This is a genomic window from Paenibacillus sp. sgz302115, assembly GCF_056120445.1.
The window spans coordinates 467,279-491,964 of the sequence record NZ_JBVYOK010000003.1; the positions used below are offsets into that span (position 1 = coordinate 467,279).

A 24,686-nucleotide genomic window follows, 5' to 3' on the forward strand; every position below is an offset into this window, starting at 1 on the left:
AATCAAGAAATCTGCAGACAACAGCGGCCGGAAGTCCAAATATCACCGCAGTTACGGCCAATACCGGAAATGAAGGCTTTTAGTTAATTTTTATACATCTTGATGAGCAAGGAGGACCGCTCAAATGAAGCAGACAGAAATTTTCAATGTGAAGCCCTCCGGCAGGCAGCTTCGTTGGCAAAAGCTGGAGTTCTACGGGTTCATTCATTTCGGCATCAATACGATGCTGGGCGTGGAGTGGGGCGCAGGGCATGAGGATATAAGCCTGTTCAATCCGGCGAAGCTCGATGCTGCGGAATGGGTCGCGATCCTGAAAAATGCGGGAATGAAGGCGGTCATTCTGACCTGCAAGCATCATGACGGCTTTTGTCTCTGGCCGAGCCGGTATTCCGGGCATACGGTAGCCAATACACCGTGGCGGGGCGGCAAGGGCGATTTGGTCAAAGACCTGTCCGAGGCCTGCCGGGAGCAGGGGCTGGTATTCGGGGTGTATCTTTCGCCGTGGGACCGGACGGAGCAAACCTATGGCGAAGGCAAGGCCTATGATGACTTCTATGTCAACCAGCTAACCGAGCTGCTCACCAATTACGGCGAGATCGGGTGCGTCTGGCTGGATGGCGCGAACGGTGAGGGCCCCAGCGGCAAAAAGCAATTTTATGACTGGGACCGTTATTATGAGACAATTCGCAGACTTCAGCCGGGGTGCGTGATCAGCGTATGCGGCCCGGATATCCGCTGGGTGGGCAATGAAGCCGGACATACCCGGGCAGAGGAATGGAGCGTAGTTCCAAGGCTGCTGCAGGACGCGGAAAAGATTGCCGAGAAGTCGCAGCACGCCGATGACAGCGGGTTCTCGCGTTCTTTGAATTCGATGGAAGAGGATTTGGGCAGCCGTGCGCTCTTCACTGCCTATGAAGGGGAGTGGGTGTGGTACCCGGCAGAGGTCAACACCTCCATCCGTCCCGGCTGGTTCTATCATGAGGAAGAGGACACTCAGGTCCGCAGCGGCAAAGAGCTGTTCGATATTTATCTCAATGCCGTAGGCGGCAACGCCACCTTCCTGCTCAATATTCCGCCGAATAAAGAAGGAGTAATTTCAGAACCGGACCGGCTGGCGCTGGCAGATTTGGGCGGCAGAATTGCGGAGCTGGAAGAGGCTTCACTAATGCGGCTGGCTGCGGTGACTGCCTCCAGCTCTGCGGATATAGCCTCGCGCCTGCCCGAAGGCGAAGACGGCCTGATCTGGAAGCCTGCGGAAGAGGATGGAGAGCCATGGATCGAAATCGCATTCCCGGAAGCCATCACCCTGAACAGTGTGATTCTGCAGGAACAGATCATGGAGGGACAGCGGGTAGAAGCGTTCGAGCTGTGGAGCGAAGATCAGCAGGAGTGGAGCAAAGCGGCCGAAGGAACAATTATCGGCTACAAAAAAATCCTCCGCCTGCCGCAGACCCGTGCAGACCGCCTCAAGCTTGTGTTCAAGCAATACCGCGGCTTTCCGACCCTGGCCCATATTCGGGTTGTGAATACAGAAGATTGAGCAGTGATGCTTGATTGCCCGCTCTAGTGGAACTTTTCCCGGCAAGGGGAAGATCCGCTAGGCGGGCATTATTTTATTCTAAGTGAAGTCTCGTATGTGTAATTTTCTTTCCGATAGGGAAGGCGGAACTGTACTTTTCGAGATTCTATATAACTAAACGTATCAGCGCAAAAAATCGCGGCCCGAAAGCCGCGAATCCTTAAGTTTGTATGGTCGAGACGACAGGATTTGAACCTGCGACCTCTTGCTCCCGAATTTAGGGTGGGACTTCTCGTTAATACGAGATGATGCTGAGAAAACTTATATATTAAGGGTTTGGGCAATATTTATTACTTGCTAGCACTCCATGATGTGGAGTGTTTTTTTCTATTCAGACACCAAATGTGACACCAATCGCAGGGGATAAATATTCTCCTTTTTGAATGATTATGAATTCATTGAATCTATTACCGACTTGGTTCAATAAAGAAGTTCTGTAACGGATTGTAAGAATGCTGAAAAATTAAACATCGACTCGGATAGAGGAGTGGTTGTACACATTTGATTCAGGGAATCCTTTATGCCAATAAATCATTATACTATAGCATTACTTTAATGATCTCAGTTATTTATAATATAAGTAATATAATTTTTCTAGGCTGAATGGTAAAATAATCAATAAAGTATTTTGTGGAATGTGGGGATTACATCAATGTCAGAACATAAAAATACAACTTCATTGTATAAAAAAAATAAAACAATTAATAATTTTCTGAAAAATGTTGATTTGATTCGTATTGAAGCGAGTGGTTTGCTGAAAGAAGAGTCCAAAGAAAAACTTGGACAATTCTTTACAAGTGTTGAAGTTGCAAAAAAATTAGTGACAATGTTCCAAATAAATGCAAAGCATTACAAAATACTGGATCCAGGTGCAGGGGTAGGAATATTGTCAGCAGTATTCATTTCAAATTTATGTAGTAAGAAAAAAGATGTGAATCAAATTGAACTAACTTTAGTAGAGAGTGATGCAAGTTTGATTCCTTTTTTACAAAGAACGATGGCTCTATGTACCAGAATATGTATGGACTTTGGCATAAATTTCACCTATAGCATAACTAACTCGGATTTTATAAGTTTGGGAACGAAATTTATTAACGAAGGAGATAACCCCGCTTTTAATTATATAATTATGAATCCACCTTATAAAAAGCTTTCTGTTAAGAGTGATCAGAGGAATTCACTGGAAAGTGTAGGTATACACAGTCCTAATTTATATACAGGTTTTCTATCTTTAAGCTTTAGGATGCTTGAATCAAATGGGCAAATTGTAGCAATTACCCCTAGAAGTTTTTGCAATGGCCCTCATTTTCAATCCTTTAGAAGAGATATGTTGGAGAGGATGACATTCAAAAAAGTTCATACTTTTGAGTCTAGAAAATGCATCTTCAAGGAAGATAGAGTGCTCCAGGAAAATATAATATTTCAATTGGTCAAGAATAAAAAAATTCGTAAGGTTTTAATCACTTCAAATTCAGGAATTAAAGAGGAAAAAACATTAAGATATAAAATTGACTTGAATCAGTTAATACACCCTAATGATCCAGAACTTTTTATCAGATTAGTTAAAGATGATAACGATTCAAATATTGTTAGGACAATGCATTCACTACCATCTTCTTTGAAAGATCTAAACATTGATGTTTCAACAGGGAAAGTTGTAGATTTCAGAAACACTGATTACACAAGTCAACATCTTACTGCTAATAACTTCCCACTAATACACCCTGGTAACATCCAAAACGGAAAACTGCAATGGCCATCATCTAAAATATCGAAGCCATTTGTAATTGAATATGCCGATAAGACGCGAAAGCTTTTATTACCAAGTGATGTTTATGTAGTAGTAAAGCGATTTACAACTAAAGAAGAGAGAAAGAGAGTTGCGTCTGCTGTTTATTACCCAAATGATTTCCCGGATTATGATAAAGTTGCATTTGAAAACAGAATTAATTATTTCCATAAAGATAATCGAGGGTTGGATTTAACATTTGCAAAAGGTTTATCTGCTTATTTAAACTCCACCTTAGTGGATTCTTATTTTAGGCAATTTAATGGGCATACCCAAGTAAATGTTGCAGATCTTAAATCAATAAAATATCCGACAGCAGAGAAAATAAATACTATAGGAGCATTAATAAGTGACGGGCATACACAACTGGAGATTGATGAACTGATTCAAAGTATCTTGTTCACTTAATAATATGGAGGTTACTATGCCTAAAAAAATTCCTTTTAAAGTTTCTGCTAGGACCGCGAGATTAATAGGAAGAGAAAATGTAAGTAATTTTGATGGTGCAATAATTGAATTGGTTAAGAACAGTTACGATGCAGGGGCAAAGATATGTCTGTTGTATTACAATAACAAGTTTAGTACAGTACCAGACAGTTTGACAGTTTCTGAATTTGAAAAATTTCAAGCTGATGATTTATTGTCTTCACTTATCCAACAAAGCTATAAATATCAATTAAAACATGATCAGTATCAATTAAACGACAATATTGATAGTGAATTATACGTTCGACTTGCGAATCAGTTTTCTAGTAAAAACGAATTATACATAATTGATAATGGCAGTGGAATGAACCAGCAGACGATTGAAAATTATTGGATGACTATTGGTACTAATAATAAAGAAATAAATTTTCTCTCTGATGATGGAAGAATTAGAGCAGGAGCAAAAGGGATTGGTAGGTTCGCACTGGATAGATTAGGTGATAAATGTTCGATGTTAACTACATCTAAAGACTACCATAAAGCTATACGTTGGAATGTTGAATGGAATCAATTCGAAAAACAAAACGCTAATATTGATGATGTATTTGCTGAAATAGAAGAAATAGATAAATCGGGGTTTAAGGGACTTGTTACTAAAATTTTGAATGGTCATAAAAAAATATTGAAGGATTACGATTTTTCAAATGGTACTATCTTTACTGTTACTGGATTGAGAGATGTATGGAATGAAACTTCAGTAGCTAATGTTTTTTCTAATCTTCAAACATTAATACCTCCGACAGAAGATAATATATTTAGTGTATATCTGTATAGTACTCTTGAACCAACAAAATACGGACAAATACGTTCTTATGTATGTGATGATTTTGATTACAAAATTCATGCAAAAGTTAAAGATGATAAAACTGTAACTGTTAATATCAGTAGAAACGAATTTAATTTTAATTTATTCGATAGGGATATATTCAAATATGAAGACATGCAAAAGAAACAATTCGATGTGAAAACATTCGAAAGAGGCTATTACCAAGAAGTTAAATCAATTAATGAAATAATGCCAGGGTATAACAGTGAAACATTATTATCAGAAATTGGTCCATTTGAGTTTACTTTATATTTTTTGAAGAGGTCCATTAGCAATAACGAAGATAAAGTAAAGTTTAAATATAAAGATATAACAACAGGAAGAGGGAAATGGCTTGAAAAGTTTGGAGGAGTAAAATTATATAGGGATTATTTTAGAATTAGACCTTATGGTGAACCAGGTGGAAGCTCATTTGACTGGCTTGAATTAGGAGAACGCGCAGATAAAAGTCCTGGAGGCCCTACTCAATCAGGAGGAGGTAGATTTAGACCTAATCAGGTAGTCGGATTAATTAAAATATCAAGATTGACAAATATTAATTTTGAAGATAAATCAAGTCGAGAAGGGCTTCAGGAGAACGGGGTTTTTATCAATTTCAAACAATTTATTATTGCACTTATCGGATTGTTGGAGGATGATAGATCAACTGTAATGACCAATTTATTAAAGTTTCACAATGAAATAAACAGAACTGAACAAAAGAAAAACGAAGGGAAGCAACTTGCACAAACAATCATTAAAGAAAAGAATAATGCAAAAAAATCTAGCAAAGTTAAAGCAAGGAATTATCAGGTCGAATTTGCGGTTACTGATGGAAGTGAGCAAAAGGAAAGAGAACTATTAGCTGATACCGTTGTTATCATTCAAGAGGAAAAAGAGCAACTTTTAACAGAAATGCAGCTAATGAGAACTATGGCTAGCACAGGATTGGTCATAACTTCTTTTGCACATGAACTTCAGAATCTGAGCGAAAAAATTTCACGACGAACAAATGATTTTAATAAAGTATTGGAACCGCTAATTGATAGAGAGGCACTTAAAGATCTTGAAGATTTTGAAGATCCCTTTGTATTAGTTGATGATATTCGGCGGCAGGATGAAAAGCTAAAATACTGGTTGGATTTTGCCTTGAATTCGATTAGAAAAGATAAGAGAGCATTGAAAAAACAAGATCTATATCCAATGATAGAGGAGATTAAAAAAACTTGGTCAACAATACTTGACTCAAAAGAAATAGTCTATAACTTTCCAGAAACAAAAAATGACCAAAAGATGCTTGTTCGTATGTTTCAAGTAGATTTGGATACTATTTTTAATAATCTTATAACTAATTCTTTGAGTGCATTTACGAGACGAGATGCTAGTGGAATTAAACAGATTGATATTGGAATGTATCAGGATAAGAATATATTGTTTTTAACATACAGTGATTCGGGGCCGGGCCTGTCTAATGATATTTCAGATCCAAATATTATTTTTAAGCCGTTTTTTACTACAAGGAAAGATGTTACAGGTAAAGAAATTGGGACTGGTCTAGGAATGTGGCTAGTAAAGTCTTCTGTTGAGTATTATCAAGGAGAAATATCAATTCAAAAAGTTAGGCCTGGGATAAGTATTAATATTAAAATTCCACTAAAAGATGATGAAGGTGTTGTAAATGAGCATCTATAAAATTGCTATAATAGATGATGAGGCAGACAGAATTAGGGCGTTTAAAAGAGACAACTCTGATTTTTTTAATGTCATCAGTATTGAATTAAAAGATTCGATTGATGAAATTATTGAAGAATTGATTGAAAATCAAATTAGGGCTTTAGTCGTTGATTTTGATTTACAAACTCATTTATATAACGGGATAGATATAATAAATGAAATTGAAAAATCGATGTCTAATTACCCATCGTTCGTTCTGACAGCGTTTGAGCTAGAAGCGGAAAATAATATCGTTGATGTGAATAAAATTTATCGCAAACAAGATGGACCAGATCAGTTAAAAAGAAGAATTAAGAAACAAATTGAAATTTATGACAAAATGATTGATGAAACAAAGAAAGAGTTATTGTATTTACATTCTAAAAAAATGGACTTAACACTTAAAGAAGAAGAAACATTACTTGAACTCGACACAATTATAGAAAGTAGCATTTTTAAAAAAACTAGTGTACCTATTGGCTTAAAGAAAAGTTTAACTTTTGATAAACGTCTTGTAGAACTTCTTGAAAATACCGAGGAGTTATTAAAAGAAGTGAAGAGAGATAAAGATGGAAAATAAACATAAAGAATATAAACCATCTAGAACATGTAATCTTAAATTTAAAAATTATAGACAATACAAAAAGCACTTGAGAGAAGACTTCAACCGTAGATGTGGATACTGCGATTCATATGATAAATGGAGTGGAGGATCTAGGTACTTCCATATTGATCATTTTAAACCCAAAAAGAATTTTCCTGAGTTAGAACAGGAATATTCAAACCTAATATATGCTTGCTCTTATTGCAATATTTTTAAGAGCGATGATTGGCCGCCTGAAGTTAAAGGAAGGTATATTGATCCTTGTAACGAGGATTATAATGATTTTTTTTTGAGAGATGAAATAGGATTAATAAAGTGTAAATCGGAACAAGCAGAATATATGTATAATAAATTGCATTTTTATCTCATCAGACATAATGTGACATGGAATTTAACGAGGGTATTTAACTTGCTTAAAGAGATTGATAAAGTACTTTTTAGTGCTAGCAAAGAAGAATGTATTAGTCCCAAAATAGTAGAATTAAAAGAAAGACAACTTCAACTAACCGGTGAGTTTCTACGTTATTTAGACCAGTTAGGAGAAGATTAAGTTTCTCCCGAAAAATAACTGATTAATTTCAATTGCAATATTATTGCCTCAATTTTTAAATTGGTTTGCCATAAAGCGTTAAATAATTCATCTATAGACACCTTTTTTAGTGAATAATTATCAATAACTTCATCGTTTTTTTTATGCGCCTCTTCTAAGTGTTGTATTACAAGCTCTATTTTATCCATAGAAGCCTCCTAAATATTGTGTGTGCTATTTGTTTTTATTGATTTCTATATGCCAGTTGTTTTATACGTAAGTCATCCACTAATAAATGTTTATGGCGGATACTATGTTTTTATTGCTATGAGTGGACTATTTAAACTAAGGAGTGATTTACTCATCATCAGGAAATAAGAACGCACCAAAATCATCGGCCAGTTCTTTCTGCTTATTAGGTAGTAAGTGGCTGTACGTATTAAGAGTCATGGTTACATCAACGCGGTCAAGTCATTCTGCCACTTTTTTGGGAAGGACACCTTGGAATAGAAAAAGGGTAGGATGTGTATGTCTTAAGTCATGTACAGTAATTTTTGGTAGCCCACTTTTTTAGTTAACACATATCCAATTATTCGATGACAATTATTGAGGTCTCGCGGAAAAGTACAGAACATAATGTCTTTCAAGAGATCATTCAGCTCGATTATGAACAAAGGGAAAAATGCTCCTAGGGTAACTCCTTAGGAGCATTTTAGCTTCAGATTTCAGATGACACTGAATAGAGAGGATTTATTAAAGTCCAACCGAGGGTTTAACCCGAATAAAAATTTTAATCAGGAAAGAGGCTACTTCTTCTATTCAAGGGCATGAGGTTAAAGTCGTGGCGATTTATTTAATGATCAGGTAGAATACATTTATATCCAAGTTGCTTTGATGCTCACTTCTATCCATAAAAAAGTTCAAAAAGCGATTTCGCTAAAAGGATGGTTACGAATGCCGAATCTTGCGAGTATTACCGATGAGCAAATATTCATTGGCGCTAGAGATTTAAAGAACGAAGTTATCAAAATCATGCCAACTTATGATTTATTTAAGGACCAGATCGAACAGATCCGAACGAATGCCAAACAAGAGAATCTTACACTTGATGACATCAGACTTGACCGACATCGCAGCAAAGATATGAATCATACTTTAGGCGTCTTCGGCGTTCGTGGGACGGGTAAAACGTCCGTTCTCCATACGATTCGAAATCACTTAAAAAGTGAAAATAGCAATGAGTACAGCCAGCATAATATCGTTCTGCCCTTCATTGAGCCGGATCAGTTTGGCGTTAATACGAAGATTATGGGGGCCATTGTAGGCTTGATTAAACAAGCCGTAGAGGATCAAATTGTTTTTATCAGAGGGACGGGTTATTTGCCTTCCGGTATAGAGAATCCGTTTCGAAGAGATGATAGCTATTATAACAAAGGGAATTATCGGTCAGATAACCCTCTGCAGACAAGCATAAACAAACTAATCGAATATCACATGTACACTTCCAACGAATATAGGAACTTACTTGTTCATCACTATGATGATCTGGCTACACATATAAAAAAATCGTCAAGGCTACTAATTCCGGATATCGAATTCAGGACTCGCTTCCATGAACTCATTACGCTAATGATTCAAAATCAGCGGCGCATTCTTGCTGCTAACAAACTGGAGTCAGTCAAGGAGCCACTGATCTTTCTGTTTATCGATGATATCGATCTAAAGATGATCCGCATTCGAGAATTGATTGATGCGTTACTCCAGTACGCCAATCATCCCAATATCGTAACGGTGTTAACTGGCGATTATGAGAATATGCAAGAGTCGCTAATGCTGGCTCTAATACAGGATGAACGATTGCAAGATAATCGGATGACTCCTTACTTCAAACCTAATGGAAGAATAGCACTGAAAGACCGAAAAAGCGAGTTGGCTCACGAATATCTGAAGAAAATAATACCATCAGCCAGAAGACATCAATTGGTTTATTGGCACAATAACATGATCCCTTATTTTGCTTTTGGTAATCGAACAATGGCGATGCAATTGAACGAATTGCTTGGTGAGAATAATGTATTTAATTTCAAAATAAATCCAATCGAATTAAGTTATAGCGTATTTGACCGCACCCCTCGAGGTATTGTTAATGTATATTACCAGATAAACGAACTTAATCAGAGATTCCCGAGAGCGAGTCGACTATCCGATGGGATGGATGAACAGTTGTTATTTAACTCGGTCAAATCGTTGACTGACACTATTATTGCCTCTTCAAGACGTTTGTTACCATATCAGAAGGATATCTTCGAGAAGTTTATTCAATGGGGTCACCGAGCGGAGAGTTCTTATCTCGATTACTCTAAAATCATTGAGATCTCACACTCTCAAGTTGAACGAAAGAATAGAACTACAGATGAATATGACGAAGAAGTGAATATAATCCAACTCTTATTATTGATTATTGGCGAGATGATTCGAAAGCTTTTGATTACTATGCGTTTGGATCAAAATGTTTATTCTCTTACGGTAAGTAGCTTTTTAAGGGAGTTATTGGAAGTAGAGTATGACAAGGAGATGCCATTATCCGAAATGGGCAATGTCACGGCTATCATTGTAAAGAACACTTCTTTTGAAAATGCATTGTTATTCAATGAACTTATTTCTCGCAGAGCGGATCTAAAAGATGCATTCAAAAAAAATGTACATTCACATATGCTTGAGCAAGAGAAATTAATGATCAAATCAATCATGGTCTTACTAAGTGAAGGAAGCCAGCCTGACTTACTCACCCATATGTACTATATTGGAAATATTCAGAGTACAAGTGAGGTCCGTAACCAATTTAGTGCATTCTTTGCATTTCTTCAGAACGCTAGTTTAACAACTGAACGATTTTCTTTCCTTGAGAGTGTTTACGGTGACGTAATTAAAAGAATTGGAGGTGCTTTCAACAAAGCATTAAAAGTTATGCGCACTGATTTAAAATTGGATGTTTTTGGGGTTAAAGGGAATGATCTGTTTGAGTTAAAATACTACCCTTTAAGGGAACTATTCATCAATATGCTAGGAAGATTACAGGCGAGTGATTTCGTTCCATTTGGTGAATCTGATCCTAGACTTGTTCGAACGTACAACATTTTAAAAAAATTTAATACGAATAAAGAACTTAGCGATGCGATAAAAGCAAAGCAAAAGCAAACCATCGATAACTTAATTCAAGAATTCTCAGACTATATCGGACAAATGTTAAGTAGATCTATCGAGCAAAAAGAAAAACAATTATCCGTTCAAATGAGTGACTCGACGGTTTATGAGAGTGCGTATGAAGTTTTTTTAAATGGCAAGAGTGGAATTTCGGGGAAATCAAAATATCGTAAGCTGATAATGGAATTACCAGGTTTGTTGCCAGTGAGATATAAAGCTCCGATTGATTTTAAAAACTATGTAATTGCTTATATCAAAATATACGAACTGAGTATTGATCCGTACATTTGGTTCGGTAGAATGAATGCTTATCGATTCCTGCAGACCATAAAAGAGCAAGCTTTTTTAAATAATGAGGAATTTGGAATTGCTAATTCAATTTTGCAAGAACTCTTCCAATTCTTGCGTTCAAATAATTCGTCTGCTCAGGAAGACGATAAATATGAGAATGTGAAATCGAGTTTACGAATAAAATTGGAAGAAGCCTTTGCGCGAGCTAGGGAATTGACTGAGACAGAATTACAAGCTATGGATCTTACGCTGGAGGATGACGAAGAAATTAGTACTACTAGGGATATGGAAAATAATTGATGTTATTTCGAGGGGTTTCGATGAATCAAAAAATGTTATTAATTCTGCATGTGGCATTTATGCCTTATAAAGATTTAACTTTTTTTCAAGACAAGTTATGGTTTGATATGCTATTTCATAATAAACGTCCAAATAGCGATCGTGAAGAAAAAATGAAAATGAGGCAAACATCGAATTCTTTACAGGATAAAATTTACCGCAATTTGTTGTCCTATTGCGAGCCTTCGAGTCTGGACGAAATCAATCTGTTACTTGAGAAGCTTCATCCTGACTATTTTTTGCCTCATTACGAAATCGACCTTTCGACTACAGGGAATGCTGAATTGGAAAGAAGCATGTATGAGCATTTTTTTAAAATTATCGAACAATTCACTCGGGCATTGCTTTCTCACCGGGACGGAGAACTCGTGTTGAAATATTGGAAACATGAACGAAAGGAAAACGAAGAGAATTACAGCGATTTGTGGGAAGCGTTTAGCGAACTTGATAAAGTTCAAATGTTCAATATGATTAGTCGATTTATTCCACTCGATATATTAGCTGCATGTCATTTCGTAGCCAACAATATTCTGGAGCCTGAGCAGCTTGAAGGCGTTTATCAACATGTCAATTTAGCAGATGCTCCTCTAAATGATGTTCTACTTCGTGGGGTTGCGGAGAATCATGTTCATGCGAGCGCAGCGTTCAGCTTCACCTATTTGTGGCAGAAGTGCATGAATTATAGCGGAAACTCGATTAAAGAGCATATTGGGCCATACCTTCATCAATTCAAACAGACCTATAACAGCTCTTCGCTACAGTTAGAACCTTATATCCTCACCGCTCAGATCATTCGAGTCGTGCTGGGAAAGTTTCTGGCGACGAACCGAACTGAATCTTTTGCAAGATGGTTGGATGGTTTGATGTCCCAAGTTAATAAGTTAAACATCATCTTTTCGGATCAAAAGCAGATAGCGACACTTGATGATATTAAAGAATGCCTCGAGGTTCTAAAGGGAGATTTGGTAGAATCGGAGGATCATAACGGCGAGGATTATATCTTTACTTTATTACGACCAAATACCTTTCTAAAGACCTATGGTGAGAATGTATTTCTTCAACAAGTGATGGGTTATAGGTCTTCGTTATCCCATATGCATGGTTCTGAAGAAGATAAATCGTACAACCTATTTTTTTGGATGTTCTTTCAGTATTTAAGAATCAAGAACGAGTTCTACCAACAAGTCAATCAATCAAATCGCTTGAAGGGACTTGATTACTTCCGTGGATACTTTAGCCGTGCAACTGATGGGTTTAAGAACGATGGACATGCCTATTATTCGGATTTACTACGATCCCTTTTTCAGAATCAATATTTGAGAAAAGTAGAGCTGCGAATGTCAATTCAGAAGGATGCGGCCAAAAACAAGAAGCATATAAGTAACCTGCTCCGAGCCTATCGGCAAGTTCTCGTTGAAGATTACAACATAAAGGAAGACAAAGCGGCCCAATTCCCACGTATAGGAATCGTCTACCATTTGATCAAGAACAAAGACAACCTTAATAAGGACTGGAAGCTTTATAAAGCGAATGATGAGAGTACTCTAAAATACTTGCATTACGGCGAACAGCAACTTAGTTATGAATGTAAAGTTAAAGTTATAACGGATCTGAGGAACACGGTGCCTTATTTAGCAAATTTTATCGTTGGTCTAGATGCCGCAAGTTTAGAAAATAATACACCTGTTCAAGTGTTCGCACCAGTATTTGAACAAGCACGCAATAGTGATCGTGACCGCTTGGCGATGGTTGATAAGGAAGGCATCGTTTTTAAACAGCAAAGCTTGTTTTTTACCTTCCATGCGGGAGAAGATTTCCGACATCTAATTTCGGGTTTAAGAAGAATAGACGAGGTCATCCATTATTGCAAGCTACATTCGGGAGATCGCATAGGTCATGGAATTGCACTGGGTGTAGATGTGGAGAAGTGGGTGGCGGCTAATCGGATTGTTCTCATCCCTCGCGGCGAGTATTTAGATAACTTGCTGTGGGTCTGGGGCGTTTATTCGCGGTTCTCTGATATTAAATTTGACACGTTCGCTTATCTGCAGCATCGAATATTGCGTGTCGCAAAGGAAGTTTTTAATGAGTCTTTTACAAGTGTTGAGATGTTGTTTGAAGTGTATAAGTGGAGATTTCAGCCTTTACATACTTGTGATTTAGATGGCACTATGAATTTGGCGATGGATGAAGATAAGAGAGAACGCGTAATTCTGCATCGAAAGTATCACGAAAAGCAATATCTAGAAAAGATGATGGAGCCCGTCTATGCTAATACCACAGGAATCGAGCGACAAATGACAATTGATATGCAACGATATTTACGTGAAAAAATCGTTATGAATGGGATCATTGTCGAAGTTAATCCTTCTTCCAATTATGCAATTGGCGGGATAGATTCCATCTTTAACAACCAGCTATTCAACATTGCGAGCGAAAACGATGCTGATAGCTCAGACATAATGATTAATATTAATTCGGATGATCCGATTGTGTTTAACACGAACGTAAGCAATGAAATCGCCTATATTTATTATGGTATGCAGCAGCGAGGATTAGGTAGAGCAGCTGCGCTTAAGTGGATCGAAAAGCTGCGGCGCGCCGGAATGGACACTTCCTTTATTCGCGACAACGTCAGCAACTATGATTACCTTCGTCAACTGGATAGCTTGATTGATTCATTAAACGATCCTCAATATTGTCTGGATTAAAGGCAGGGACAAATAAGGTCTGAAAAGAGGGACTATCAAGAACCATTAGGTTCGATTCAACATTAACTCATGTGACTCTGATACTGGATTGGCCCCGAGATGCAATGTAAATCTTAACTTTGAGGATTGTGAAGCAAAGTACTTTTGGTGCAGCAATGGTATGGTCAACACTGAGTCTTGTTAGGAAACAATCGCAATTGTGATTTGAATAATACATCCGAAGTCGCTCATTTTTGAGTGGCTTTTTGTGTTGCTTGGATCGTCAAAGAGTTGGTGGCTCATCTTTTCTTATAGCTGGAGTGGTAGGTATTTATATTTCAGGTGGAGTATAATTTCAAAGCTACCTATTAAAATCACACTGCTACTTCCCTTTCCAAAAGAATATCACTTTATTAATATGTGAGGGTTGAAATGTATAAATATACAACACCCAAAACGCTTTACTATAATAAAAGACATCAGACTGACACCAGTTTTTATGTATATCTAATTAATTTAGGGGATGGATAAAAGCACCTAACAAAAAAAACCTTATATATCAAGGGTTTTTGCGATATTAGTATGGTCGAGACGACAGGATTTGAACCTGCGACCTCTTGCTCCCGAAGCAAGCGCTCTACCAAGCTGAGCCACGTCTTAGAGAGAAGTCCTTATGTATAAAGGGTTTTGATAGATATTCTGAGTGATAAACAACAACCTGAATGAATCATTTAGATTAAGTATAGTTGTAGTCTCACAAATTGTAAAGTAGTCATAATCATGAAAAAGGTAGTGGTGTTTTTCGGTCTGACTTATACATGTGCTTATAACGTTGATACCGAAACTACATATCGTACTATTAAGTATGGTAATATAATCCTATATAACTGAATAGAAAGGGGATAGACCAACATATGACGAACAACAAATACAATCTTCTTACAGCAACTCTAGCGGCCTTATTTATCATTTATGTAATCTGGACGTTTTTGTATAACGATGCTGACTTTTCGTCTCTTACAGATATACTGGTGGATTCTGTGAAGAGGTTAACAGAATTTGTAGCGGCCTTGAAGCCTTCGTTCTAAACTACGAACGATCTTTTTTAAATAAAAAGGGAAGGGGATAGATTATGATTGAAGAAAAATGGTTTTATAAAGTAGTCATTGTATCTAATTCGCCTCATTACAGCGAAGCTGTCAATCCGGATTTTAGGTTTAATGAGAATGAAAAGGACAAGATGATGGAATTTTTATTTACTTGTTTAGAAAATGGACATGAAGTTTCAATTGTACATACAACTGATGAATTTGAAGAGAAATATAATGAATAACCATAATTGACCACTAATATAATACTCATCTCCTTGTTATGATAGTTACATTACATCATTATAAGGAGCGACGACAATATGAAAAAGTCGAAAAAAGATTTTGAGTTAGTTGTACATTATGCAAGTCCAGAAGAATCGGTTTCAAGGGAACAGTTAGAAAATGAATTTTATAATATATATAAAAATTTAGTAAAAAAATATTCAGGTAAAATCTCCTCGAATACTTTATGTGAACCACAAAAGGAAAGCCCTTGAGATCATCTCAGGGGCTTTTTTTGAGTTCTATGACGTTATGTTTTTTCCCATTAATTCTCGTGCCATACGATTCACTATGAAACTCACTGTTCGTTCTTCGTCTTCCGCTATTTCTTTTAACCATTCATGAACATCTGGATCAAAGTATATACTTTCTGGTTTCTTTTTGTCAGGGTTTTTTGGTCTAGCCATTGTACTATCTCTCCCCAATGGTTTCTTTTTCACGTTACTTATGATAAAGCCATAGTAACACATTAAACTACGTGTTGCAATTTTAAAATATTTAAAAAGTTACAAACAGTATTGCAATGTGTAAAACCATGTGATATATTTAGCACATGGAAGCCAATCAAATTAAGGGAGACGACGAAAATGGCAAAACCAATTAAGCAAGTATCGATTGAGGATGTTTTGACACACTGCGAAATATCGAAGAAGGCAATCATAGTAGTGAATGAACTTACCTTTTTCCTAAAAACTAATGAAGACAGAATGAAGTTTTTACATGAATACGAAACTCGTATGGTTTGGAGGGAAGTGAAAAAAACATTTATTATGATGAAGTTAGCAAGAGAAATCTGCTCTTTCCACTATACATATTCCAATTATTCTGAGCTTGAGCAAATGGATGTGTTTGATGCTCTAGAAAGATTATTCTTGCAGCCGATCAATTATGGTATGAGAGCACAATTCAAGGAAATCGGAGCAAGCCTGAAGGCTTTGTACGACCTCAAACAAGCAGATAAGGGATTGTGGTTCATGACAGCTTTGGCAGCGGTAAGATAGCCGCCTGATGATGGCTCAGGGGATAATGGAAGCCAAAACAGTACCGCTGAGAAGCGTGGCTGTCGTGGATATCCGCTATTGACCTTAACTGACTATTGGTGGTAAGGCCAAGAAAAGTCAAAATTATGGAGGCAGAGTTAATGAATTTAATTGAGGTTCGAAACCAAGAAGAAGCAGAATTTGTGAAAATAATCAAAAAGCAATTTGAGGAAGTGGATGTAACAGAAGGGAAGACATATCAAGTCTTTAGGACAAATAACCCTGAATTCGTGAACGGCGAAGAGTACCTTATTAACGATAAAGGCGGGGAATTCTTCGGGGTATTCAATCTTCGCGAACTGTTATGTATAAAACAACGAAATAATTTACTTGTCATCTTTACGTTTCTGTACATTTTGAATTAGAATGTACAAAGTGATATAAATTCAGAAACGAAAAATAACGCTTTACTATTATTAGTAAGCGTGTTACATTTAAGAATGATACAGTCTACATATTAACTGTAACTCTATCAACAAACAGTATTTTCTTGAAAGGATGTGGTCAATTTGCTTGTTCTACCTCTCTAAATGCATTACAACTATGGTTTCATTGCATTTAGCTTTCTCACGTACATAATATTAGCACACTTTGGTTGTGTAGCACAACTCTTTTATTAAAAACTTAAAAGGAGAAATGATTTTGGATAATAGCATATTGGAAAGTAGATTGGATTTTATTGAATTTCGGCAGGAATTACTATTTAACAACACTGAAGTAGATCGTTCCCTTTTTGAAAACAAGATAACACGTAACCAGTATCAAGAAATACTTGACCTTATGGATGAATATAGAGATTTAATCGAATCAAATAAAAAAGTAAACCATCATGGTTTTGAACAAAAAATTTACGATATTGTTCCACAATGCAATACAAATTACCACTTTGTTGAATGGTTAGTTCAAGCATTCCATAAAACTGGCCGCTATGAAGAAGTGTTTGAAACACTCTATGGAGATATGCCTAAATACCAAAGTTACTTAAATCAGTAATAACCCTGGGGAGTATTCAATCTGCGTGTCTACTCCCTCCACCACCAACCCAGCGCTCAAGCGCAGAAATGGAAGGTAATCATAATGGAAACAATTAAAATGATCTACTGCAACCAACTAAAAGGAGAAGATATCTATTACAAATGAATCAAATAAGTACCGTTGGAATGTTAATAAAAAGCATTTTCAAAAGCTGAATCCAAATTTCAAGCCTACACACGACCTTATTCAGATTGAATCACAGCAATGGATATATGTTTCTGAGGAAAATGTGCCAGAACATATAAAGAAGAAATCAGAAACACTGATTAAGCGATATACTCATAAGTCACAACTTGATCGAAACGCACTAAATAAATACTCAATAGAAAAGCAAGAACCTCAATTTCTACCTATCCCTCTCTATTACGTTCGCCAGATAATTCAAGATTTCTTGCGACACGAGGCTCAAAGAGGTATCAAAACAAAGGAAGAGCGTTTGCGGATTGTTGAACTCATTTTTGATAGACACACAACGTTTGAAAGTCTTAAGCCAGCTAACAGCAAAATAAGCAGGACTACATATGACGATTCTTATGTCGATGATTTTTTTGTGGATTACATATCGAATTACCAGTATCTGTTTTTATCAAAAAAAGGGGCTGGAAAAATGCCATCACAAAGTGAAGGTTTAAACTTGTGGGGCTATAAACATAATGGATTTACATATGCATTGCACGAAATTGCTACATATCTATTGAAAGTTATAGGTGAGGACGAAACGGAGTACGGTAATAAACAGTACAACAAATTAGTATCATCCTATGATGACATCATTGGGAAGTCGGATCTAGAAAACCCAGATTGGAGTATTGACGACTACATAAAGCCGAAGTCGGAAACGGGATCTCAAAGAGCGGATTACTGTTTCATTGAAGAAAAAAAGAGCAAACGATATCCTCTTTCTCCTTCATGGGAAAATATAAACGCGATAAAGACAGATTGCGAAGATATGCTTATTGAACAGCGGGAACTGTTCGATGAGTTGAAACAAATTCGTTCTATGGCAGGGTCATTACCAAGAGGAAGTAAACAACAACGGGAATATTATAAAATAGCTAACGAACTCCAATACAAATATACATTAATGTATGAGCCTAGAACTGTCAATTATTCTCCTAACAAAAACAGAGCTAATGACGATGAAAGTCTTGAAGTCTGTGTTGAAACAATTTTAGACATCTTGGATTATACTAATCCGCTACATATTCATGCTCTAGTTCTAAATTATCATACACTATGGACTAAATACAGATACTTAACAGACAGCCCTCTCTTTACGATTCTTAAGGAGTTTGAGGCAAATACTCAGAATGTTGAATTTAGAGATCTATCACATAGGGATATTTTAGAAGCATTTTTATATAATTCGTCTCTCTGCAAAAAGAACTCTCAATACTTGAATCTGGACACTGAAAAGATGAATCGGACACTTAAAGGCAGCATTTCAAAAAAAATTGCTACGCATTTCAAAAAACATGTCGGCTTTTAGTGTTTGCTCACCATACTATATGGAAGGGTAAAACTTCCAAGTTCAATAATGTTTTATTCATTTAATTTTAAATCCCTTATCCCCCTCGTCGGTGTTAAAAACGCCGACACCCTTTTATACGGGATTTAACAACTTAAACAAAGAAAGGAGAAAATGAAATGGAGATTACCCCTGAAATTCAAGCACATATTGATCAAGTTCTTACAGATGCTAAATCAAGTTGGGAGACAGATGTTTTGATTCCACTGACTGCGGAGCGTGATCAATTGCTTCAGTTCAAACCTGTCGATAAGTCTGATGCAGAGAAATCGTTGGAACAACGCGAAGCAGACTTGTTCAAGAAGGAAGTAGACATCGAATTAAAAGCCAACAAATTGGATGATTTCGTAGAGTTTTTGAATGCATCCAATACCCAAGAACTGAAAGACAAGGTAACACAACTAACCAAGATTCTTGATGCTCGTAAACTTAACAATGGCTATGTCCCAAGCAATCATAAACAAACTGACAAATACGAGCAAGCTCTCAAGTCAGGTAACATTACTGAAGCAATTGATGTCAAGTTGTCAAAGCTATTCAATTAATTAAGGAGAATGAAATTTGATCAAATCTAATAACTATTTTACACAACATGAGGCCATTAGCCTTTCGAAGGAAATTGTATCAATCGCCCCCACAGACACACCATTGACCTCGCTTCTACTCAATCGAGGATTAACTGAAAAAGCTTCCTCCACCATTCATACATGGAGAGAGCGTTCACTGTCTCTTGATGATGATATCAGCACAATCGAGGGAAATAAAGATATCCAAACATATCAAACAGGCAGAGCAGAACTTAACAATGTACTGGAGCTGTTCCAAAAGGGTGCAGAGGTCTCAGGTACTGCTATGGCTATGAAGTCAACAACCCTGTCCCAAGAAGTAACTGACCGCCTAACGGAACTGAAAACGAATCTCGAACGTGCCATAACTCGTTCAGTGCGCAATGATGGAAGCACAACTCCTTTCATTCGTCGTATGCAAGGATTAGAATTATGGGTTGATTCAGCCAATATCGTTCCTGCTTCAACTCCTACAATTTCAGAATCAGATGTAAAGGCTGTTGTTAAAAGGCTTTGGGATGCTGGTTTGCCAAGCGGTGAATATTTCGGCCTAGTTAATAGCGATATGAAAGAGCAAATTGACACTCTTTATAAAGATAAGTATTCATACATAGCGCAACAAAATGTGTTTGGTATTATCGTTGATACCATTCGAACAAATTATGGTAACTTGAATTTGATTTTGTCTCGTCATGCCTCCCCCGATAAGCTTACAGTTTTTGATCCGAGTTTTTTGAAAATCGCCTATCTTCGGGAACCACAGTTCGAAGCATTAGCTAAAACGGGTGATGCTGTTTCAGGAATGGTACTTGCAGAAGCAACTTTGAAAGTGGCTTCGAAAAAAGCTCTAGCTCAACTTACGATTTAAATTCACTACATAACTGAAGGGGCATAAATCCCCTTCTCTACTATATAAAAAGGAGTACACATATGAATAAGGACGAACGGATGGAATGGAAAATCCTTCGTATCCGAAAAAATATTAAGGCAAAAGACGTTGCCAATGCTATGAATATCAGTGCAGCATATGTTTCGAGATTTGAAAATGGAGCTTTTGATTGGGATCATGTCTTGATTAGAAGATATAAAAATTTCATCAATAACAATTAAAATTATAACCGGGGGAAATAAATAAATGAGTTTATGTATTTCGGCTTCAAAGCCAAATGAACACTATATTGCAGTTGATACAGCTATTAGTTTCACCTTTAACGGTATTCTATACCGTGATGTTAAAGGAACGGACAAAAAAATTATTATCATTGACAATGAAGCATACTTTTTCTCTGGCGATCTGGAATTAGTAACAAATTTACAGGAACGATTTAAGAAGCAACCTGACAGAAGTTTCGAGAAACTCACAGAGTTAGGAAGACAACTTTTTAGGCAATATGCCGATGACGGTGACGAGTTAGCTTTCAGTAAATACGGATTTGATAACAATAGCCTAGCATATAGTCAGTTCACTAATAATCACTTGAACTTTAAACCGACAGATAAATATTACGGTCACAAGAACAACTCATTTGTAGCATATGGAAAGAACATGAAAAAAGCAAGTGAACTATTTGATCTAAGAACCATTCATATCACACCTAACTTTTTTATTCCTATTTATGAAGCAGTCGCAGACGAAGGTGTTGGTGGGGAGGTTGTTATTTATCACTTAACTCCTACTAAATGGGGGAAAACTGAAAAAATCAGACTTGAAGAACCAAATACGATTAACAAACTGGATATCCAAACGATAAAAAGGCATTTTACATTTGTGGGAAGTGGTCAAGATGCTTTTCCAGTCACGATATATGGTGAAGGAGATGGGGCTACTACTTTTCCAGCAGATAATTCAATTGATCCTTTGTTTACAGGAGAAGCCATGAGTGGTAAAGGCTTTATGGCTAAACCTAATGGAAGTTTTGATATTTTATACTATTCTTCAAACTATGGAAAAGAAAGGTCTGTTCGTCTTAAGGACGATGGGATTTTCATTAAATCCGAGAATAGTAAGATACATGTGACAGCAAAAAACTATGAGATTGAAGCAGATCAAGGTGGAGCGAAAATTTCTCTCTCTAATGGAACAAGTTTTGAGTTAACACCTGATGGTGACATTATTGGTAAGGCAAGCAGAGATTTAAAACTAGAGGCTGGTCGAAACATGAGTTTTACCGCACCTAGTATTAATCTTAACTAACTACTAAGATCAATACATAGAGAATACATAAGGGGAAATGAATAAAGAATGAAATATGAACTTGGACAAATTACATATGATAAATATGGTAATAAATATAACGTTGGAGATTTTAGGAAAACAAGCAATGACAATAAAGAATTTTGGAATGGCGAAAACTGGATAGAAGATTTTTTGTGGAATAAAGATGATTATAAAGAGCCTTTCTCAGACGATTCCTTCGAGAACTGGGCCAACCAGTATCAAGATATTGACCCGGACAATCCCTTTTTTGAATCACTCCCAAGACATCAACAATTGATGAATGAGATCCGGGAATTTACCAAGATTCGGGATACTGCCGAAACAGAAATCAAAAAGCGCCAAGAAGAACTATTTCGCTTGATTGGTGGTGCTAAATTTGAATAGCAGTATCACAGACCTACAAAGTAAACTGAATAAGTTGAAGGGCAATACAAGTATCACAACTAATAAAGAATCTGAGTTAACAACGAAGGTACTCTCTCCGTACTTTGTCGATAAGAAATTCCAACACGCTAGACATAGCGAGGATATGATAGCGAGGTACAATTTTGTATATGACGCTCAAATTCTTTGGCGATATCATCCTGATGGTTATTATAAACCCGATGGCGAGGCCTATTACCGAGCTATCGGTCAAGAGCTTTTAAGTAAAAGCAGCAAACGGATATACATTAACGAGTCATTGTACTACACGCAGAACCAAAGACAATTATTAGAGGGTCAGATGATGAACCCTCCTTCCAATCTGATCAATGTTAAAAATGGAATGCTCGATCCTCTCACTGGACAATTACATCCTCATTCATCCAAATATCTGAGTACATATCAGCTACCCGTTACTTATGACCGCAATGCAAATGATCCCGTTATACATAATTTTGTTGCCAGTGTTCTACCTGAAGACAGTGAAAATTGTTTCTACGAAATGATAGGCTACATATTAACGAACGATTTACACCTGGAAAAAGCGTTTATGTTCACTGGCTCAGGCGGGAATGGCAAAAGCGCGGCTATTGATTTGATCTCTGCCTTAATCGGCAAGGAAAATGTATCAAATATCTCTCTCCAAGACCTTGACCACAGATTCAGAGTTGCAGGATTAGAGGGTAAACTCTTAAATGCATTCTCAGACTTGCCACAAAAGCCAATTGAGGATACTGGAGCATTCAAAGCAATTGTTTCCAATGAATCAATTACTATTGAGCGTAAAAACAAAGACCCCAAGTCATTTCTAGCTTCTACCAAATTACTCTTCTCCTCGAATCACATGGTCGTGACTCCCGATATGTCCGATGGCTATTTTCGTCGATGGATAATTTTTGATTTCTGTAATAAATTCACGGATGAAAATAGAGATATTAATTTGCTCAGTAAATTGACTACAGATAATGCTCTCTCAACATTGTTAAATTTGGCAATCCAAGGATTACAACGGCTTCATCAAAACAAGAAATTCACTAATGGAGAAAGTCTCACGAAGGCTATTAATCAATATCGAATCAACGCTGATTCTGTAGCTGGTTTTCTAGAAGCGAATTGTGTCCTAGAAGATGGACACACGCTCTATACAAAGGATGTTTACAGGGTATATCGACAATGGTGTGAGGATAGTGGCCTAAGACCTGTTAGCACAATTAAATTCAGTCAGCGGCTGGGACTTCAAAAAGGACGGAAATACAAGCAGCCTGAACATTGGGAAGGTATCAGATGGTCAGAGGACAGTGAATTTCCACGTTCTCCGTTTTAAAACTCATACACTACTTTTCATTTCATACACTACTCATACACCCTTTTAAAAAAGTGGTGTATGGAAAAACCCTTGATACATATAGCTTTTTTGCACTTCATTCACCCATACACTACTTTTACCGATTTTCTGAGAAAAAATTAAAATGGATAATTATAGATTGTATGAACAGTTAAGTAAAATCTATAAAAATGGGTGTATGAGTGTATACATAGTATAGTAACAACCGAGAACCCTTGATACATATGGCTTTTCTTGTTCGGAACTCATACACTACTTTTTTCAACATACACCAAAGTAGTGTATGGAATCTCAAACTGGTGTATGGGAAGGAATTGATTAAATTTGAATAACATCTATGAAGCGTTAAAAAACATACCATCGAAGAAGAGATTATACTTTTTATGGAAGCACAACCTTTCCTTCGATCAGACGAAGGCTCCAAAATCTGAAGCTGAGTTTTTGCAAACGATTGGTCTTTCTACTCTAAACACATTTATTCGATGGGAGCGTTCAGAGGAGTACAGGGCATTGCTAGCCATCCTGCTCAATACTCGTTTTGACAGTGATTTGGAGCAACTTTACAATTCACTCTCCATTAAGGCTAAAGAAGGAGATGAAAAATCAATAAAATTGCTACTTCAAATTGGAAAAGAGGTTAAAGGGTATGCCAAAGATGCAGCTAAAACGCTTATTAAGGACGATGGAATTGAAGAAGAGGATAATTTAGAGTTGTAAGATATTCTGTAAGATAAAATGTAATTCATGTATTACAAAATAAAGCTATATGCTGTATACTATAGTCAAAAGGTGTCGCAATTGCGACACGACTCCCAAAGCAATAACCACTTGAAGGGCGTTCGGTTTTATCAAAAGGAACGTGATAACAAAAAGTAGAACATTTACCTTTGGCGAGGGGTGTCTACTTTTTGTTATGAAAAGAAAGTATGAGTACAACAAGAGTTGCAAATGAAATCATTAGCGTTAATGATTGATATACTTCCACAGGCATTACCTCCCTTCCGGGAGAGTAGCCGACACGCCCTTGCAAGCTTATGCTATTGCATGTTCGATTATATCATATTTTGTAGATGAGTGGCATTTATTGCTACTCTTTTTTGCGTTGTTTTAAATTCAGAAAGGACAGTGT

At 36.8% G+C, this 24,686-nt stretch carries 24 protein-coding genes and 1 tRNA gene; 21 read left to right on the top strand and 4 right to left on the bottom strand.

Annotation, left to right across the window (positions count from 1 at the left end):
- The first annotated feature begins 124 nt into the window (after positions 1–124).
- The 5 genes from AC0LWN_RS10200 to AC0LWN_RS10220 all read left to right on the top strand — a co-directional run bounded on the left by AC0LWN_RS10200 (position 125) and on the right by AC0LWN_RS10220 (position 7,526).
- Positions 125–1,540 (top strand): alpha-L-fucosidase, encoded by a 1,416-nt coding sequence (locus tag AC0LWN_RS10200; protein WP_474664845.1) that lies wholly within the window; start codon positions 125–127, stop codon positions 1,538–1,540.
- Between the two features lie 691 nt (positions 1,541–2,231).
- Positions 2,232–3,776 (top strand): Eco57I restriction-modification methylase domain-containing protein, encoded by a 1,545-nt coding sequence (locus AC0LWN_RS10205; RefSeq protein ID WP_474664847.1) that lies wholly within the window; start codon positions 2,232–2,234, stop codon positions 3,774–3,776.
- Positions 3,777–3,792: 16 nt separating this feature from the next.
- Positions 3,793–6,351 (top strand): ATP-binding protein, encoded by a 2,559-nt coding sequence (locus tag AC0LWN_RS10210; protein ID WP_474664849.1) that lies wholly within the window; start codon positions 3,793–3,795, stop codon positions 6,349–6,351.
- A complete protein-coding gene (locus tag AC0LWN_RS10215) occupies positions 6,338–6,952 on the top strand; it encodes a hypothetical protein (protein WP_474664851.1) in 615 nt (204 codons plus the stop codon). Before AC0LWN_RS10210 ends, AC0LWN_RS10215 begins: the two co-directional genes overlap by 14 nt.
- Entirely contained in the window at positions 6,942–7,526 is a 585-nt protein-coding gene (locus tag AC0LWN_RS10220; RefSeq protein ID WP_474664853.1) for an HNH endonuclease, read from the top strand. The genes AC0LWN_RS10215 and AC0LWN_RS10220 overlap by 11 nt, the downstream gene beginning before the upstream one ends.
- On the opposite strand, the gene AC0LWN_RS10225 is transcribed toward AC0LWN_RS10220, so the two are convergent.
- Positions 7,523–7,714, bottom strand: a complete 192-nt coding sequence (locus AC0LWN_RS10225) for a hypothetical protein (RefSeq protein ID WP_474664855.1) — start codon at positions 7,712–7,714, stop codon at positions 7,523–7,525. The two genes, AC0LWN_RS10220 and AC0LWN_RS10225, sit on opposite strands and share 4 nt — an antisense overlap.
- A gap of 745 nt (positions 7,715–8,459) precedes the next feature.
- Between AC0LWN_RS10225 and AC0LWN_RS10230 the strand changes: the two genes are divergently transcribed.
- Together AC0LWN_RS10230 and AC0LWN_RS10235 are read left to right on the top strand one after the other, a co-directional pair.
- The gene (locus tag AC0LWN_RS10230; protein ID WP_474664857.1) at positions 8,460–11,300 is read left to right on the top strand and encodes a hypothetical protein; all 2,841 of its coding nucleotides are present in this window, start codon (positions 8,460–8,462) and stop codon (positions 11,298–11,300) included.
- Positions 11,301–11,320: 20 nt separating this feature from the next.
- Complete coding sequence (locus AC0LWN_RS10235; RefSeq protein WP_474664859.1) at positions 11,321–14,050, top strand: hypothetical protein; 2,730 nt, start codon at positions 11,321–11,323, stop codon at positions 14,048–14,050.
- Between the two features lie 562 nt (positions 14,051–14,612).
- Here the strand turns inward: AC0LWN_RS10235 and AC0LWN_RS10240 are convergent.
- A tRNA-Pro gene (locus AC0LWN_RS10240) sits at positions 14,613–14,689 on the bottom strand.
- 254 nt (positions 14,690–14,943) lie between these two features.
- On the opposite strand from AC0LWN_RS10240, the gene AC0LWN_RS10245 reads away from it, so the two are divergent.
- The 3 genes from AC0LWN_RS10245 to AC0LWN_RS10255 all read left to right on the top strand — a co-directional run bounded on the left by AC0LWN_RS10245 (position 14,944) and on the right by AC0LWN_RS10255 (position 15,617).
- The gene (locus AC0LWN_RS10245; RefSeq protein ID WP_474664861.1) at positions 14,944–15,117 is read left to right on the top strand and encodes a hypothetical protein; all 174 of its coding nucleotides are present in this window, start codon (positions 14,944–14,946) and stop codon (positions 15,115–15,117) included.
- Between the two features lie 44 nt (positions 15,118–15,161).
- Positions 15,162–15,362: a hypothetical protein gene (locus tag AC0LWN_RS10250; RefSeq protein WP_474664863.1), complete on the top strand. Its 201-nt coding sequence runs from the start codon at positions 15,162–15,164 to the stop codon at positions 15,360–15,362.
- A gap of 78 nt (positions 15,363–15,440) precedes the next feature.
- A complete protein-coding gene (locus AC0LWN_RS10255) occupies positions 15,441–15,617 on the top strand; it encodes a hypothetical protein (RefSeq protein ID WP_474664865.1) in 177 nt (58 codons plus the stop codon).
- Positions 15,618–15,644: 27 nt separating this feature from the next.
- On the opposite strand, the gene AC0LWN_RS10260 is transcribed toward AC0LWN_RS10255, so the two are convergent.
- A complete protein-coding gene (locus AC0LWN_RS10260; protein ID WP_474664867.1) occupies positions 15,645–15,809 on the bottom strand; it encodes a hypothetical protein in 165 nt (54 codons plus the stop codon).
- A gap of 180 nt (positions 15,810–15,989) precedes the next feature.
- Between AC0LWN_RS10260 and AC0LWN_RS10265 the strand changes: the two genes are divergently transcribed.
- From AC0LWN_RS10265 to AC0LWN_RS10315, 11 genes are all read left to right on the top strand, one after another.
- A complete protein-coding gene (locus AC0LWN_RS10265) occupies positions 15,990–16,403 on the top strand; it encodes a hypothetical protein (RefSeq protein WP_474664869.1) in 414 nt (137 codons plus the stop codon).
- 140 nt (positions 16,404–16,543) lie between these two features.
- Positions 16,544–16,807: a hypothetical protein gene (locus AC0LWN_RS10270; protein WP_474664871.1), complete on the top strand. Its 264-nt coding sequence runs from the start codon at positions 16,544–16,546 to the stop codon at positions 16,805–16,807.
- 277 nt (positions 16,808–17,084) lie between these two features.
- The gene (locus AC0LWN_RS10275) at positions 17,085–17,435 is read left to right on the top strand and encodes a DUF1878 domain-containing protein (RefSeq protein ID WP_474664873.1); all 351 of its coding nucleotides are present in this window, start codon (positions 17,085–17,087) and stop codon (positions 17,433–17,435) included.
- Between the two features lie 271 nt (positions 17,436–17,706).
- Positions 17,707–18,966, top strand: coding sequence for a hypothetical protein (locus tag AC0LWN_RS10280; RefSeq protein ID WP_474664875.1), 1,260 nt, complete (start codon positions 17,707–17,709; stop codon positions 18,964–18,966).
- Positions 18,967–19,124: 158 nt separating this feature from the next.
- Positions 19,125–19,550, top strand: a complete 426-nt coding sequence (locus AC0LWN_RS10285; RefSeq protein ID WP_474664877.1) for a hypothetical protein — start codon at positions 19,125–19,127, stop codon at positions 19,548–19,550.
- A 16-nt stretch (positions 19,551–19,566) separates the two neighbouring features.
- Positions 19,567–20,439 carry an SU10 major capsid protein gene (locus AC0LWN_RS10290; RefSeq protein WP_474664879.1) on the top strand — a complete coding sequence of 291 codons (873 nt, stop codon included), beginning with the start codon at positions 19,567–19,569 and terminating at the stop codon, positions 20,437–20,439.
- Between the two features lie 62 nt (positions 20,440–20,501).
- Complete coding sequence (locus AC0LWN_RS10295) at positions 20,502–20,681, top strand: helix-turn-helix domain-containing protein (protein ID WP_474664881.1); 180 nt, start codon at positions 20,502–20,504, stop codon at positions 20,679–20,681.
- 25 nt (positions 20,682–20,706) lie between these two features.
- The gene (locus AC0LWN_RS10300) at positions 20,707–21,765 is read left to right on the top strand and encodes a hypothetical protein (protein WP_474664883.1); all 1,059 of its coding nucleotides are present in this window, start codon (positions 20,707–20,709) and stop codon (positions 21,763–21,765) included.
- Between the two features lie 48 nt (positions 21,766–21,813).
- Complete coding sequence (locus AC0LWN_RS10305; RefSeq protein ID WP_474664885.1) at positions 21,814–22,173, top strand: hypothetical protein; 360 nt, start codon at positions 21,814–21,816, stop codon at positions 22,171–22,173.
- Complete coding sequence (locus AC0LWN_RS10310; RefSeq protein WP_474664887.1) at positions 22,166–23,536, top strand: DNA primase family protein; 1,371 nt, start codon at positions 22,166–22,168, stop codon at positions 23,534–23,536. The genes AC0LWN_RS10305 and AC0LWN_RS10310 overlap by 8 nt, the downstream gene beginning before the upstream one ends.
- A gap of 345 nt (positions 23,537–23,881) precedes the next feature.
- Positions 23,882–24,274, top strand: coding sequence for a hypothetical protein (locus AC0LWN_RS10315; protein WP_474664889.1), 393 nt, complete (start codon positions 23,882–23,884; stop codon positions 24,272–24,274).
- A 184-nt stretch (positions 24,275–24,458) separates the two neighbouring features.
- Here the strand turns inward: AC0LWN_RS10315 and AC0LWN_RS10320 are convergent, their stop codons facing one another.
- On the bottom strand, positions 24,459–24,548 hold the full coding sequence (locus AC0LWN_RS10320; RefSeq protein WP_222860704.1) for a putative holin-like toxin: 90 nt from the start codon (positions 24,546–24,548) through the stop codon (positions 24,459–24,461).
- Positions 24,549–24,686: the final 138 nt, after the last annotated feature.

What these genes read in the sequence shown, in the direction of transcription:
- AC0LWN_RS10200 (WP_474664845.1), top strand. Translation starts at nt 125, where the DNA reads ATGAAGCAGACAGAAATTTTCAATGTGAAGCCCTCCGGCAGGCAGCTT.
- AC0LWN_RS10205 (WP_474664847.1), top strand. Translation starts at nt 2,232, where the DNA reads ATGTCAGAACATAAAAATACAACTTCATTGTATAAAAAAAATAAAACA.
- AC0LWN_RS10210 (WP_474664849.1), top strand. Translation starts at nt 3,793, where the DNA reads ATGCCTAAAAAAATTCCTTTTAAAGTTTCTGCTAGGACCGCGAGATTA.
- AC0LWN_RS10215 (WP_474664851.1), top strand. Translation starts at nt 6,338, where the DNA reads ATGAGCATCTATAAAATTGCTATAATAGATGATGAGGCAGACAGAATT.
- AC0LWN_RS10220 (WP_474664853.1), top strand. Translation starts at nt 6,942, where the DNA reads ATGGAAAATAAACATAAAGAATATAAACCATCTAGAACATGTAATCTT.
- AC0LWN_RS10225 (WP_474664855.1), bottom strand. Translation starts at nt 7,714, where the DNA reads ATGGATAAAATAGAGCTTGTAATACAACACTTAGAAGAGGCGCATAAA.
- AC0LWN_RS10230 (WP_474664857.1), top strand. Translation starts at nt 8,460, where the DNA reads ATGCCGAATCTTGCGAGTATTACCGATGAGCAAATATTCATTGGCGCT.
- AC0LWN_RS10235 (WP_474664859.1), top strand. Translation starts at nt 11,321, where the DNA reads ATGAATCAAAAAATGTTATTAATTCTGCATGTGGCATTTATGCCTTAT.
- AC0LWN_RS10245 (WP_474664861.1), top strand. Translation starts at nt 14,944, where the DNA reads ATGACGAACAACAAATACAATCTTCTTACAGCAACTCTAGCGGCCTTA.
- AC0LWN_RS10250 (WP_474664863.1), top strand. Translation starts at nt 15,162, where the DNA reads ATGATTGAAGAAAAATGGTTTTATAAAGTAGTCATTGTATCTAATTCG.
- AC0LWN_RS10255 (WP_474664865.1), top strand. Translation starts at nt 15,441, where the DNA reads ATGAAAAAGTCGAAAAAAGATTTTGAGTTAGTTGTACATTATGCAAGT.
- AC0LWN_RS10260 (WP_474664867.1), bottom strand. Translation starts at nt 15,809, where the DNA reads ATGGCTAGACCAAAAAACCCTGACAAAAAGAAACCAGAAAGTATATAC.
- AC0LWN_RS10265 (WP_474664869.1), top strand. Translation starts at nt 15,990, where the DNA reads ATGGCAAAACCAATTAAGCAAGTATCGATTGAGGATGTTTTGACACAC.
- AC0LWN_RS10270 (WP_474664871.1), top strand. Translation starts at nt 16,544, where the DNA reads ATGAATTTAATTGAGGTTCGAAACCAAGAAGAAGCAGAATTTGTGAAA.
- AC0LWN_RS10285 (WP_474664877.1), top strand. Translation starts at nt 19,125, where the DNA reads ATGGAGATTACCCCTGAAATTCAAGCACATATTGATCAAGTTCTTACA.
- AC0LWN_RS10295 (WP_474664881.1), top strand. Translation starts at nt 20,502, where the DNA reads ATGAATAAGGACGAACGGATGGAATGGAAAATCCTTCGTATCCGAAAA.
- AC0LWN_RS10300 (WP_474664883.1), top strand. Translation starts at nt 20,707, where the DNA reads ATGAGTTTATGTATTTCGGCTTCAAAGCCAAATGAACACTATATTGCA.
- AC0LWN_RS10305 (WP_474664885.1), top strand. Translation starts at nt 21,814, where the DNA reads ATGAAATATGAACTTGGACAAATTACATATGATAAATATGGTAATAAA.
- AC0LWN_RS10320 (WP_222860704.1), bottom strand. Translation starts at nt 24,548, where the DNA reads ATGCCTGTGGAAGTATATCAATCATTAACGCTAATGATTTCATTTGCA.